Raw genomic sequence first — 12,189 nt, forward strand, 5'->3', positions numbered from 1 at the left:
TGAATGAAGCGATTGAAAAGAGAGCTTCTCATCTATGTTGGACTGTTTTTTGCTTTGGCTATTGGAATGCATCATGAAGAGTGGTTTGACCACCCGCTGGAGCATGTCGCGGCACTGCCTTCGAGTCCGCTGGGACCGTTACATCCGCTGATCATTGTGTTCGGCGCCTATATGCTGGTGGTGATGGTGCGCCTTTTTATCAAAATGATGCGCAAGATACTTTCAAGGGAAACATAGATGGAATACTATACGTGGATACTGGCATTTCACGTGATGAGTTTTATGAGTTGGATGGCGATGCTCTTCTATCAGCCTCGCCTTTATGTCTATCATCAGGAGCATGCCGGGAATGAGGGCTTCGTCGAAGTCGTCAAGATTCAGGAAAGCAAACTTTACCACTTTATCGGTGTGCCGGCGATGTGGGCGACCATTATCAGTGGCGGAGCCATGATATGGCTGAATCCGGCACTTTTTCAGAGCGGATTGTGGCTTTGGATCAAACTTGTCGCAGCGGCTCTGCTGGTGGCCTATCACTATTCGCTTGGATGGTACAAGGCGCGGCTGGCAGAAGGCACATGCACCAAAAGCGGCAAGTTTTTCCGTGCATACAATGAAGTCCCGACGATCCTTATGATCGTCATCGTCATCATGGTGGTCGTGAAACCGGTATGAGCCCGAAAAACGGATTGAGTGAGATGGAACGAACAATAGCGCGACGCGGCATCGTCAAAGCGCATATTCGATTTGTCAAAAACAGTGAGACGTCGCTTGCCATGCTTTGCTTCTCTTTCAATACCTCCCGATTGGACGAGGAGCAGCTTGAAAAGAGTGTGATGCTTCTGCAGGAGCAGACCGACTTTTCCCCGCTTCTCGTCTGTGACGACGGTACCTTCATGACCTTCATGAAAGATATGCATCTGCATCGATGTGTGCAGGTTGTGAAAAATATTCAGGAGACATTGCGCAAATCGCTGAATGCCGAAATGGAATACGGCGCCCTGACCATCATCGACAAAGAGGACAGTTATGATACCCTGATGGCACGCATGGAGCGCTATCTTGCACAGGCGAAGGAGATAGGAGAGGGAAAAATCTGCTATGGAACGGCCAAATACAACTTCTGCACAGAGGGTGGCGAGGAGGAGATTTTTGCCAATTTCTTCGCCGATAACCAGAAAGTGACCCTTTACAATTTCTATAACGGTATGCCTCTGAGCGAAGAGGTCAATGTCCTGAGTTATCAAAAGGGTGTTCTGCGGGTCAAAACATCTCTGGCCAAATCCGCTTTTTTGAAAAACGAACCATTCACATTTCTAAAGCATCCGCTGCTCCCCGATACCGTCAAGGCCGATATCGCCAATGCCGTACCGAATCGTGCGGAGGTGATTTTGAGCAATCTTCGGTTTATCGACAAGTCACCGGTTGATCGTGAAAACATCCGTGTGATGCCGGATGAGACGATCGAAGCGTTCATCGAGTGTGCAAACGGGGAAGAGATAGCCGGCCTCATCCATTCATTGGCGGTCAACTCGATTGCTGTAAATCTCGAGAGAGTGGAGATGACAGAGATCTGTTTCGAAGGGGATGAAAAGCATGTCGTTATCAGTTTTGATCTGCCGGAACGCGAAAAAAGAAAAACCCATATCCGAATATCTGCCATTCTTCGTTACAAAAAAGCGGATCAGCTCATTTTCTCGATCTACCCCAATCACTACTTCAAACAGAAGATCGAGAGCTATATTGCATTGCAGCAGACCCGTTTGATTACCATTATGCAGAAAATGGTTCTCAATTTCTATCAGGGATAGAGAGACCGCCCCCTCCACTCATTGGCTTCTACAACGAAGAAGGTCGGGTGGACGTTTGAGACAGTTTCTTTCGCCATGACCGATCCATTTATTCACAAGGAAATAGAATGAAAACAGTGTTGAAAAGTGTTGTGATGACGGCGTTGATGCTGTCGTTGGGAATGGGCGCGGAAGCGGTTCGGATGGGAGCGTACATCGGACAACTTCCGGCGAAGATCGATTTCGGCAGGCGCGATGGGTATCCTCTGCATTACGGGACATGGGCAGGCAATGTCTATCTCTATAAACAGAACAAAGAGGTGCAGGAGTGGGTAGGAGAAATGAAAACCAAAATGATCAAAGAGGCGCTCAGTGCATCCAAAAGCTATGCAGAATCGAATGGGTACCGGTATTTTGCTGTCGACAACATTCATTTTCAGGTTGTACACACGGACAATGCGATTGAGCTTTATTTCGATGGCAATGTTGTCGTCTGGAAATGAGGCAGTCTCAAAAGTGAGGGCATAAAAAAAGGCGGACCCGAAAATCCGCCTCACACTCCCCCGAGTGTAGCAGTGATTTGCAATGTTGCAGGCTTCCTGTGAAAAAGACCTGCTCCGCCGGGAGCCGGTTTTAGTGGCTCAGAACCCGGCGTTGGCGTTTGGAGGTTGTTCAAACGCCGTTGAATTATTTGCTTGCAGCAGCTTTGGCAGCTTCAAGCGCTTCTTCGTATTCCGGCTCTTCCGTGATTTCGGGAACGAGCTGCTTGTAAACGATTGTTCCGTCTTTGTCGACGACGAAGATGGCTCGGGCAGTAACGCCGGCGAGCGGGCCTTCTGCGATCAGTACGCCATATGCATTCGCGAAATCTTTGTTACGGAAGTCGGATGCGACGGTCAGGTTTTCGATGCCTTCTGCCGAACAGAAACGTCCAGCCGCGAACGGGAGGTCCATGGAGATGACAGTCGTATCGACGCCTTCGATATCCGCAGCTTTTTCGTTGAATTTGCGTGTTTCAGCTGCACAAACCGGAGTGTCGAGTGAAGGAACGACAACCAGAAGTTGTACTTTGCCCTGAGCGCCACCGACTTTTTTATCGGCGAGTCCTTCAGAATTTACAACAGTGACTTCCGGAGCTTTATCTCCAACATTGACTTCGTTTCCAGCCAGTTTGACTTCGTTACCTTTGAGCTTTGTAGTTGCCATAGGTTTTCCTTTTTATAAGATGTGTTGATTAACATAATCTATTCGCATTTGATGCGACTGATGAAATTGTACATGAATAGGATAAAAAAACTCTTAATTAAAAAAATTTAATTTTAAGTTTTTTGTAAACTTTTAGAAAATTAAAAAATCTTATCAGTTCTTGGTGAAACCCCGATCGTCAGCGCATCCGCGAAGCGCTCCAGATAAAAGGCTTCGATGCCGCATCTGCCAACCATGGCGGCGTTATCCGAGCAGTATTGCAGATCGGCGAGATGAAGGGTGCAGTCGAATTCGGCACAAAGATTCGCGAATGCCTCCCGCACGGCCATATTGGCGCTTGCACCGCCGACGATGGCGAAATCGTTCGGCTGCAGACGGGTGAAAATCTTTTTGGTTTTTTGCAGCAGATGGGCGATCGCCGCCTGTTGGAAGCCTGCGGCGATATCCGCCATCTTCCTGTCGTCGAGGGGCTGGTTCCGTTCGATGAGCAGACGCACGGCATTTTTGATGCCCGAAAAGCTGAAGGCGACTTTCGGAGAGTGCCGAAGCGGGATCGGCAACCGGAACCGGTCGGCGTCTCCCTCTTTGGCAAGTGCTTCGATAACGGGCCCGCCGGGATAGCCGAGCCCCATCATCTTCGCGGTTTTGTCGAAACTCTCTCCGAAACTGTCGTCCATCGTCGTGGCTACGATCGTGATGTCGTCGAAGCTTCTGACATCGAGCACCATGGTGTGCCCGCCGGAGATGAGCAGCACCAGCATCGGAAGGTGTGCCTCTTTTTCGATGAAGAGCGAATAGATGTGCGCTTTGAGATGGTTGATGGCGATAATGGGCAACCCTCTGGCAATGCTGAGCGCCTGTGCCATCGCCACCCCCTCGAGCAGTGTCACCGAGAGGCCCGGGGCATTGGTGACGGCAACCGCCTGCAGATCGTCGAGGTAGGGTTTGGCCTCTTCGAGAAGCCTGGGCAGATCGACGGCATGGAGACGGCTGGCCAGCTCCGGAACGACACCCCCATACTTCGCATGCTCCGCTTCCTGGGATATCTTGCGATGGAAGAGCAATCTCTTCGTCGCGATTTCGGTGACGGCGATGGAGCTGTCGTCACAGCTGCTTTCGATACTGAGGATCATACTCTATCACTCCCCCTCGGGCAGACACCATCCGTTTTCAGAAACTCCAGTATCCAGGGCCACGGTCCATAGCCGCTGTCGGCATTGATATGGCCGCCCTTTTCGATCGTTTTCATCGGGATGGCGAGCCTTTCCTGAAGTTTCCACGCCTCTTCGAGTGTCAGGTAGGGATCGTTGGTGGAGACGATGAGGGTGGCATTTTCGGCAAAGAGGTGTGTGGGCACTTTGACCGGAAAGAAACTTTTGATCGTATCGATCCTACAGTCGAGGCGTGGAGGCGAAACGAGGATCAGCCTCTTGACCGGTGCAATCTCTCCTTCGTTGCAGAGGTGGAACCATAAGGTATTGGCGAGCGAGTGGCAGATGACCGTGTCGGGTCTGAAATCAGCCAGATGCGCTTTGACCTCTTTTCTCCAGCGATTAAGATGCGGAAAATGTGGGTGTTGGATGAGAGGAAAACTGACCGTTCCATACTCTTTCGCCAGTTCGCAGGCGAGCCACGCCTGCCAGTGCGGGTAGTCGCTTCCTCCCCATCCGTGCAGCAGCAGGACCTTATCTCGTTTCACACCACTCCCTTACGGTTTTGTCGATGGCGAACACATCGTCGAGTGTCTGTGGATTCGCATCATGGAAACGGTCGTAGGCGGCCAGGGTGAGTTCTGAAATCCGACCGAATGGGATCGAGCCCTCCGAGAATTTCCGGATACCCACTTCGTTGGCTGCATTGACGATGACGCCGAGTTTGGGATGTTTCAGAAGATCCTCCTTGATCTGCCATATCGGATAGCGGTCCGGTGAGATTGCATGAAATTCCAGTGCGCCCACTTCGAGCAGGTCGACCGGTTCGAGAATCGGTTCGTCCACTTTCTGCATCAAGGCGTAGGCAATGGGGAGTTTCATGTCGGGATGTGCCATTTGCGCCGTCGTCGCACCGTCGGAAAATTCGACGAGCGCGTGAACGATCGATTTGGGTTCGATGACCGCATCGATATGCTCGCAGCCGTAGAGCCACCGTGCTTCGAGCAGTTCGAACAGTTTGTTGGTCATCGTAGCACTGTCGATCGTGATTTTCGCACCCATGCTCCAGTTGGGATGGTTCAGGGCTTCTTCGAGCGTGGCGTGTTCGATTTGATCGATCGGTGTGTCGCGGAAGGCCCCGCCGCTCGCCGTGATCATCATCTTTTTCGGTTTTCGGCCGTTCAGCAGATACCAGAGTCCGAAATGCTCGCTGTCGATCGGGCGAAGATGGTCGGGGTGGATAAACGCACCGGCGGCGACGAGCGACTCCTTGTTGGCCAGTGCAACCGTTTTTCCCTCTTCGATCGAGACGATCGTCGGGCGGAGTCCGAGAAAACCGACGAGCGCGTTGACGACGATCATCGAACCGCTTTGGCGAATCACCTCCAGGATCCCCTCTTCGCCCCAGTAGACTCTCGGATGGTCGATCTGTCTGGCCAATTCTTTGGTGGCGACACAGACATAGCAGGGTTGGAATTTCAGGATTTGCTGTGTCAGAAGCTCGATGTTGTTTCCCGCGACCAGCGTTTCGACACGGATATGGAACCGTTCGGCGACGGCCAGTGTGTTGACGCCGATGGATCCGGTGGAGCCCAGCAGGATCATCGCTCTCCTTCCGGGATGCGATAATCCTGCCTGGAAGATGACAATGCTCTCCGCTTCATTGCACTCTCTCCACTCCCATGCCGATTCGCGAGGCGAATCTCAATGCCCAATACCCGATGAACCATTTACAACAATCCCCTCAACAACAGCACCATCACGATGCCGCCGAAGAGGTAGCCGTCGACACGGTCGAGTATGCCCCCGTGCCCAGGCAGAAGATCGCCGCTGTCTTTGACGCCGGCCTGGCGCTTGAGGTAGCTTTCGAAAAGGTCGCCAAAAACGGAAGCGATCGAAGTGCCGAGAGAGATCAGGAGCGCCTGCGGCCAGTCGACCAGAAGGCTCCCGGCGAAAAAGCCGGCGAATGTTGCGACCAGGACGCCACCGACGACACCTTCGACCGTCTTTTTGGGCGAAGTGGGGCAGAACGGACGCCTGCCGAACATTTTGCCGGTGAAATAGGCGAAAATATCGGTCAACGCAACAACCACCAGAAGCCAGAAGAGGGAATCGACGCCGAAATCTTTGTAGAGTGCGAGGAGGAAGAGAAACGACGCGGTCGGATAGAGAAACGGAAGAAAGAGTTTCTTGTTGAAATCCTGTGTATAGGCAAGCAGCGAGGCGAAAATGACTGCGATCAGAAAGAAGAGATCGTCCGGGTTCGGGTAGATGAGCGCCAGTAGCCAGATCGCTGCGGCACAGGCGTACATCTGGTTATTCGTTTCGACTTCGAAAAGCCGCATTGCTTCATAAAATGAAAAAAGATAGACGATGCCGAGAAAGAGCCAGATCAGGAAAAAATTGTCGATAAGTCCGATCGATACGACGATGGCGACAAGGACGGCACCCGTTAGAAAACGGAGTCTGTTTTCGGAAACAATGGAGAAAAAACTCATAAAAACACCCTTCTGTCAAGTGTCTTTAGTATAACCGAATTTGGGTTAAACATGAATATCGACGTGCGGTGTACCGTCTTCGTCGATCGTAAATCCCTTGTCTTTGTGGAGATGCGGTTTGCGGCGTGCACTCTGCTCCCGCTCTTTTTCGCGTTCGCGGGCTTCCTGTCGTTCATGATCTCTGTCGGGGTCGATCGCTTCGGACTCTTCGGCGGGACGGGTCTCTTCGATGACTTTCTCTTTTTCGTTCACGATCGCCTGGGCGGCGGCATTCTGCACATCGTAGCGGTTGAACTGCATATTCTGTACCGACGCGGCCACCTGCATGTTCTGGTTGACAAAGATGATATTGGTAAGCGGTGAGATTGCCACGATATTTTCCTTTCACCCGACGTTTAGAGATCAGAATATCGATCCTGTTTATCCGCCTCACTCCCTTTATGTTTTCGTTACCTTAATTGTATCGTAATTGACATAGTTGACATGTGCCCCCTGAACGATTTTGACATGCCGTCTCTGAGTAAAATCGACCAGATAGTCATCCGGTTGAATCACACTGGTTTCGACACAGATTTTCGCCGCTTTTTCAATGACATCTTTGGGTATCTGTTTTCTGCCGGCGCTTTGGATGATGCAGTGCGAGGAGGGGCGATCTTTGAGATGAAGCCACATGTCACCGGCTTTGGCATGTTTGAGCACCCAGATGTTTTCCCGTTCGTTGCGGCCGACCATGACGCGGTACTCTCCGATCCAGAAAATTTCGCACTGGGATTTCACCTCTCTCTTTTTTCTCTGCTGTTTCGGCGGGAAGAGCAGCGCGATCTGTGCTTCGTTTGTGGCGTGTCGAAGGTTTTCAAGCAGCCGCCGATAGAACGCGATACGGCTTTTGAGATTCTCCTCTTCGATATGCAGATGTTCCGCTTTGCTGGCTGCCCGTTTCGAGCGTGCGAAAAAGTACTCTCCCAGCCGTTTTGGGTTGGGAAGCGCCGGCAGATCGATCGAGACGGGGTTGCCTTCGAAATCGTAGGTCACGAGTTTCCGGTCGTACGGTTTGATCTCATGCAGATGGGCGAGAACAATCGATGCCCGTTGGGCATAAAGGGATGCCTCCTTCTCGAGTTCGGTTTTGTCAGGAAGCTTCTGCAGTGCCGTTTCGAGCCGCTCGATCTTCTTTTCGAGTGCGTGGGCATGCCGCGTTTTGAGTTGTTCGAGCCGCCGTATCCGTCTCGTTTCCGCCCGTTCTTTCAGCCATGCCTCGATATCGTCGATGGAACCTTGCCGGCGTTTCCCTTTATAGGGCTTGAGCGGTTTGAGTTCCACACCCGGTTTGACGACGCGGAAACTGGCATCGCTGTCGACATGGCGGAGCGCTTCGAGGACAACGCCGTTTTCATCGAGTATGATGGCGTTGGTGTGGCGGCCGGTAAACTCCAGCTGCAAAAAGGAGGCTTGGGCTTTGTAGGCCCCCTGCTGCGAAACTTCGATGCGGATGATCTTGTCACCGTGGGGCATCGTGACATCGACGATTTTCGCGCCGTTGAACCGTTTTTTGAGCATCGTGTCGAAAGGGGCGTGGTAGGTGCGTGCAGTGTCGACATCGTCGGCACAGAAGAGTTCGCTCTGCCCCCTCGAGAGATCGAAACCGATCGCCTCTTTTCTGTCGAAGAGGATGCGGATGATGTTGTCACCGATACGTTCAGCCCGTGTGATCTGTCTGAATGATCTGAGATGGTCGGTGAGAGCCTGGAGTTCGTAGAATTTCATAGAGCCATTTTAGCGAAATATTGGGGCGATTTTGCTATAATCGCGGCAATTTCCGGGGCTGCTGCCCCCTTCTGCAAGGATTGTTATGGGACAGACCATTACCGAAAAGATTTTCAGTGAGCATGCGGGGCGTGACGTCAGGGCGGGTGAGATTGTGCGGGTACCGATCGATATGGTCATCGGCAACGATATCACGACACCGATTTCGATCCGTGCGTTCGAGGAGAGCGGTGCGACGAAACTGGCGAACCCCGACGGTTTTTCGATCGTCATGGACCACTTTATCCCGGCCAAGGATATCGCCAGTGCCAACCAGGCGAAGATCAGCCGAGAGTTCGCCTACAAACACGACCTCAAACACTTTTTTGATGAAAAAGATATGGGTATCGAACATGCCCTGCTGCCGGAAAAAGGGCTCGTCGTACCGGGTGATGTGATTATCGGGGCCGACAGCCACACCTGTACCCATGGAGCGCTGGGAGCCTTCAGTACCGGTATGGGATCCACCGACCTTGCCTTCGCGATGATCACCGGCGGCAACTGGTTCAAGGTGCCTGAAACGATCAAAGTGGTGTTCACCGGTAAACCGGGTGAACACATCTACGGCAAAGACCTGATTTTGGAGCTCATCCGCATGATCGGCGTCGATGGTGCCCTCTACAAAGCGCTGGAGTTTACCGGTGATACAATCGGACACCTGAGTATGGACGACCGCTTCAGCCTCTGCAATATGGCGATTGAGGCGGGAGCCAAGAGCGGCATCGTAGCCGTCGACGAAGTGACGGAAGCGTTCCTGGCCGACAAGCCGCTGGCACGCGAGCCAAAGTTCCACTACTCCGATCTCAATGCCGAGTATTGTCAGGTCATCGAGATCGATGTGGGCAAACTGGAGCCTGTCATCGCCTATCCCCACCTTCCCAGCAACGGCAAACCGGTCAGCCAGGCGGTCGCCGACGATCTAAAAGTGGATCAGGTTTTTATCGGAAGCTGCACCAACGGCCGGCTCAGTGATATCAAAATCGCTGCAGAGATCGTCAAAGGCAAACGTGTCGCCCGCCACACCCGTATGATCGTTACCCCTGCGACGCAGAAAATTCTGAAAGCGGCGGAGAAAGCGGGTTACATCGATACGCTCATCGATGCGGGTGCGGTCGTCTCGAATCCTACATGCGGCGCCTGTCTGGGCGGGTATATGGGTATTCTTGGCGACAATGAGCGCTGTATCTCCACAACCAACCGGAATTTCGTCGGCCGCATGGGGGCACGCAGCAGCGAAATCTATCTCGCCAATTCCGCCGTTGCCGCTGCCAGTGCAATCGCCGGCAAAATCGTCGATCCGCGCGATATCTGAATGAAATTCCCTCTCCCTTGTGTCATTTTTGCCGGGGGAAAGAGTTCCCGCATGGGGCAAGACAAGGCGCTCCTGCCCTTCGGCGGTTTTCCGTCACTCGCCGAATACCAGTATCGCCGTCTTCTTCCGCTCTTCTCCAATGTCTACATCAGTGCCAAACGCAACAAATTTTCTTTCGATGCGCCCATGATTCTTGACGCTCCGGCTTCGGATTTTTTCGCACCGACCGCCGGTCTGCTGACCGTTTACGAGACGCTGGCCAGCGATTTCTTTGCCATCAGTGTCGATACGCCTTTTGTCGATGAGACCGTGATAGAGGGGGTGGTGAGTCTCTATGAAAGAGAGAAGGCCGATGCCGTTATTGCCCGCAGCCCCGGAGGGACCCATCCGATGTGCGGCATCTACACGATGACTCTTTTGCCACTGTTGAAACAGATGATCGAAGAGGGGAACCACCGCCTCAACCATTTGCTGGGAATCGCCGATACACGTTTCGTTGATTTTCCCGACGATGAACTTTTTTTCAATATGAATACACCGGCAGAATATAGGGCTGGGAACCGGAAATCGTGAATCAGTGTTCGAGAATTCTTCCCAGCTGCATTCTTGTGAAATAGATAAATTTGCTGAGCAGCGAAGTTTTATATTTGTCTTTGTGATAGATCAGTAGAAATTGGCGCTCGAATTTCAGTTTCTTGATCTTCAGTTCATACAGATCGCCGCGTTCAAGCTCTTTCATGACGCTGATGCGGGGAAGACAGGTGAGACATTTTCCGCTCTGAATCAGCATATTCTTGATCGATTCGGGGTGGCGCAGTTCGAGAAAAAGATTGATCTGGGCCGCCAGGTCACCGAGATGCGTTAGAAAAACTTCCCGGGTTCCGGAGCCCTCTTCGCGCAGAATCCACCGTTTGTCCAAAAGTTTGTCAATATAGTACCCATCCTCTTTTTTGGCGAGGTCTTTGTCTCCGGTTACGACAATCAGCTCATCAAGTCCTACGACCTCCTGTTTGATCGATGTGGAGTCGACATTCCCCTCCACAAACCCCAGATCGACCGATCCATTCTCAATCAGATCGACGATTTCTCTGGTATTGCCGATTTTCAGGTTGACCTTGACCTGAGGATAGGTTTTCATGTAGTCGCAGATGATGGGAGGGATGAGGTAGTCGGCGATGGTGGTGCTGACGCCGATCAGCAGTTCGCCATTGTTTTCATCGTTTTTGAACTCCTCTTCGATATCGTTGAGCTTGCCGACCAGCGGAGCGATCGCTTCCGCGAAGGCACGCCCTTTTTCGTTGAGTGCAAGTTTCTTGTTGATGCGGTCGAAGAGTTTGTAGCCGATGATATTTTCCAGCTCTTTGATCGACATGGATACCGCCGACTGGCTCAGGCCCATTTTTTCAGCCACTTTGGTCAGATGGCCGATGTGGGCAACCTCCAGAAATATCTCCATTTGACGCAGGGTGATCTTCATCTTGGTATCGCCTTGGCTCAATATTTCTGATAATTATATCATATTTTATTTATTTTGTTTGTGGGAAGTTCTATATTATAATATAGAGTAAAACTTATTAAGATTGAATAGTTTAATAAGAAATACTGAAAAGGTTTCGAATGGCATTTTCTCCGGAAAAACGCAAAGGCACCATCAGCGGTATTGTTTTTGTTGCCCTCGTTGCAGCATCGGCCACATATATCGCCGGACTGGCACCGGTCATGAAACTGGGTATCTCTCCACTGGTCGTCGGTATCGTTATCGGTATTTTCTACGCCAATACGCTCCATAACCATTTTCCTGTCGAGTGGGAGACGGGGATCGTCTTTTCGGCGAAAAAGATCCTGCGTTTCGCCATCGTCTTCTACGGTTTTCGCATCACCTTCCAGCAGATTGCGGAAGTGGGCATCGAAGGGTTCATGGTTTCGCTCATCATGCTTTCGACGACATTCCTGTTCGGCACATGGCTGGGCAGTAAAATATTCGGTCTCGACCGCGATACGGCGATGCTCACCGCTTCGGGCGCCTCGGTCTGCGGGGCCGCCGCGGTTCTCGCGACCGAACCCGTGCTCAAAGCCGAAGAGCACAAAGCGGCCATCGCCGTTTCGATGGTCGTACTCTTCGGTACGATCGCGATGTTCCTCTATCCGGCCCTGCTCAAAGCGGGGGTGTTTGACATGACACCGCAGGAGTTCGGCATCTATGTGGGTGGCACGATCCACGAGGTGGCGCAGGTTGTCGCGGTGGGGTCGATCGATGGGCCCGATACCGAGATGGCGAAGGCGGCGGTCATCGTGAAAATGACCCGCGTCATCATGATCGCCCCGATGTTGATCCTGCTGGGCATCTACCTCTCCTATACCGCGAAAAAGAGCGGCGGTGAAGCGGGCGGCGTGAAGCTCGTGATTCCCTGGTTCGCCGTCTATTTCATCGG

The 12,189-nt window shown here is 52.1% G+C and carries 15 protein-coding genes; 7 read left to right on the forward strand and 8 right to left on the reverse strand.

What is annotated here, in order from left to right; translation table 11 throughout:
• Positions 1 to 3 precede the first annotated feature (3 nt).
• From Q1K24_RS03395 to Q1K24_RS03410, 4 genes are all read left to right on the forward strand, one after another.
• Positions 4 to 237, forward strand: a complete 234-nt coding sequence (locus Q1K24_RS03395) for a hypothetical protein (protein ID WP_300365957.1) — start codon at positions 4 to 6, stop codon at positions 235 to 237.
• Complete coding sequence (hemJ, locus tag Q1K24_RS03400) at positions 238 to 672, forward strand: protoporphyrinogen oxidase HemJ (protein ID WP_300365960.1); 435 nt, start codon at positions 238 to 240, stop codon at positions 670 to 672. It abuts the gene before it with no gap.
• A gap of 23 nt (positions 673 to 695) precedes the next feature.
• Positions 696 to 1,808, forward strand: coding sequence for a hypothetical protein (locus Q1K24_RS03405; RefSeq protein WP_300365963.1), 1,113 nt, complete (start codon positions 696 to 698; stop codon positions 1,806 to 1,808).
• A 107-nt stretch (positions 1,809 to 1,915) separates the two neighbouring features.
• Positions 1,916 to 2,290: a hypothetical protein gene (locus Q1K24_RS03410; RefSeq protein ID WP_300365965.1), complete on the forward strand. Its 375-nt coding sequence runs from the start codon at positions 1,916 to 1,918 to the stop codon at positions 2,288 to 2,290.
• A gap of 184 nt (positions 2,291 to 2,474) precedes the next feature.
• Here the strand turns inward: Q1K24_RS03410 and tpx are convergent, their stop codons facing one another.
• The 7 genes from tpx to Q1K24_RS03445 all read right to left on the reverse strand — a co-directional run bounded on the left by tpx (position 2,475) and on the right by Q1K24_RS03445 (position 8,406).
• Positions 2,475 to 2,993 (reverse strand): thiol peroxidase, encoded by a 519-nt coding sequence (tpx, locus tag Q1K24_RS03415; RefSeq protein ID WP_300365968.1) that lies wholly within the window; start codon positions 2,991 to 2,993, stop codon positions 2,475 to 2,477.
• Between the two features lie 140 nt (positions 2,994 to 3,133).
• Positions 3,134 to 4,126 carry a tRNA (adenosine(37)-N6)-threonylcarbamoyltransferase complex transferase subunit TsaD gene (gene tsaD, locus Q1K24_RS03420; protein WP_300365971.1) on the reverse strand — a complete coding sequence of 331 codons (993 nt, stop codon included), beginning with the start codon at positions 4,124 to 4,126 and terminating at the stop codon, positions 3,134 to 3,136.
• Positions 4,123 to 4,692 (reverse strand): alpha/beta hydrolase, encoded by a 570-nt coding sequence (locus tag Q1K24_RS03425; RefSeq protein WP_300365974.1) that lies wholly within the window; start codon positions 4,690 to 4,692, stop codon positions 4,123 to 4,125. The genes tsaD and Q1K24_RS03425 overlap by 4 nt, the downstream gene beginning before the upstream one ends.
• Positions 4,679 to 5,749, reverse strand: coding sequence for a 1-deoxy-D-xylulose-5-phosphate reductoisomerase (dxr, locus tag Q1K24_RS03430; protein ID WP_300365977.1), 1,071 nt, complete (start codon positions 5,747 to 5,749; stop codon positions 4,679 to 4,681). The genes Q1K24_RS03425 and dxr overlap by 14 nt, the downstream gene beginning before the upstream one ends.
• 125 nt (positions 5,750 to 5,874) lie before the next feature.
• On the reverse strand, positions 5,875 to 6,642 hold the full coding sequence (locus Q1K24_RS03435; RefSeq protein WP_300365980.1) for a phosphatidate cytidylyltransferase: 768 nt from the start codon (positions 6,640 to 6,642) through the stop codon (positions 5,875 to 5,877).
• A gap of 45 nt (positions 6,643 to 6,687) precedes the next feature.
• A complete protein-coding gene (locus tag Q1K24_RS03440; RefSeq protein WP_300365983.1) occupies positions 6,688 to 7,014 on the reverse strand; it encodes a hypothetical protein in 327 nt (108 codons plus the stop codon).
• A 66-nt stretch (positions 7,015 to 7,080) separates the two neighbouring features.
• Complete coding sequence (locus Q1K24_RS03445) at positions 7,081 to 8,406, reverse strand: NFACT RNA binding domain-containing protein (RefSeq protein ID WP_300365986.1); 1,326 nt, start codon at positions 8,404 to 8,406, stop codon at positions 7,081 to 7,083.
• An 85-nt stretch (positions 8,407 to 8,491) separates the two neighbouring features.
• Here Q1K24_RS03445 and leuC point away from each other — a divergent pair, with 85 nt between their 5' ends.
• Together leuC and mobA are read left to right on the forward strand one after the other, a co-directional pair.
• Positions 8,492 to 9,757, forward strand: coding sequence for a 3-isopropylmalate dehydratase large subunit (leuC, locus tag Q1K24_RS03450; protein ID WP_300365989.1), 1,266 nt, complete (start codon positions 8,492 to 8,494; stop codon positions 9,755 to 9,757).
• Positions 9,758 to 10,330: a molybdenum cofactor guanylyltransferase MobA gene (gene mobA / locus Q1K24_RS03455; RefSeq protein WP_300365992.1), complete on the forward strand. Its 573-nt coding sequence runs from the start codon at positions 9,758 to 9,760 to the stop codon at positions 10,328 to 10,330.
• A 1-nt stretch (position 10,331) separates the two neighbouring features.
• Here the strand turns inward: mobA and Q1K24_RS03460 are convergent, their stop codons facing one another.
• Positions 10,332 to 11,234 carry a LysR substrate-binding domain-containing protein gene (locus Q1K24_RS03460; protein WP_300365996.1) on the reverse strand — a complete coding sequence of 301 codons (903 nt, stop codon included), beginning with the start codon at positions 11,232 to 11,234 and terminating at the stop codon, positions 10,332 to 10,334.
• A 140-nt stretch (positions 11,235 to 11,374) separates the two neighbouring features.
• Between Q1K24_RS03460 and Q1K24_RS03465 the strand changes: the two genes are divergently transcribed.
• On the forward strand, positions 11,375 to 12,189 hold an 815-nt coding region (locus tag Q1K24_RS03465), incomplete at its 3' end, for a YeiH family protein (protein ID WP_300365999.1).

The organism is Hydrogenimonas sp. (assembly GCF_029932565.1).
In the GTDB taxonomy this organism is placed as follows: Bacteria; Campylobacterota; Campylobacteria; order Campylobacterales; family Hydrogenimonadaceae; genus Hydrogenimonas.

Excerpts from the sequence above, each read along its gene's own strand:
- tsaD (WP_300365971.1), bottom strand. The coding sequence starts at position 4,126 with ATGATCCTCAGTATCGAAAGCAGCTGTGACGACAGCTCCATCGCCGTC.
- dxr (WP_300365977.1), bottom strand. The coding sequence starts at position 5,749 with ATGATCCTGCTGGGCTCCACCGGATCCATCGGCGTCAACACACTGGCC.
- Q1K24_RS03435 (WP_300365980.1), bottom strand. The coding sequence starts at position 6,642 with ATGAGTTTTTTCTCCATTGTTTCCGAAAACAGACTCCGTTTTCTAACG.
- Q1K24_RS03460 (WP_300365996.1), bottom strand. The coding sequence starts at position 11,234 with ATGAAGATCACCCTGCGTCAAATGGAGATATTTCTGGAGGTTGCCCAC.
- Q1K24_RS03445 (WP_300365986.1), bottom strand. The coding sequence starts at position 8,406 with ATGAAATTCTACGAACTCCAGGCTCTCACCGACCATCTCAGATCATTC.
- Q1K24_RS03405 (WP_300365963.1), top strand. The coding sequence starts at position 696 with ATGGAACGAACAATAGCGCGACGCGGCATCGTCAAAGCGCATATTCGA.
- leuC (WP_300365989.1), top strand. The coding sequence starts at position 8,492 with ATGGGACAGACCATTACCGAAAAGATTTTCAGTGAGCATGCGGGGCGT.
- mobA (WP_300365992.1), top strand. The coding sequence starts at position 9,758 with ATGAAATTCCCTCTCCCTTGTGTCATTTTTGCCGGGGGAAAGAGTTCC.
- hemJ (WP_300365960.1), top strand. The coding sequence starts at position 238 with ATGGAATACTATACGTGGATACTGGCATTTCACGTGATGAGTTTTATG.
- Q1K24_RS03395 (WP_300365957.1), top strand. The coding sequence starts at position 4 with ATGAAGCGATTGAAAAGAGAGCTTCTCATCTATGTTGGACTGTTTTTT.
- Q1K24_RS03410 (WP_300365965.1), top strand. The coding sequence starts at position 1,916 with ATGAAAACAGTGTTGAAAAGTGTTGTGATGACGGCGTTGATGCTGTCG.
- tpx (WP_300365968.1), bottom strand. The coding sequence starts at position 2,993 with ATGGCAACTACAAAGCTCAAAGGTAACGAAGTCAAACTGGCTGGAAAC.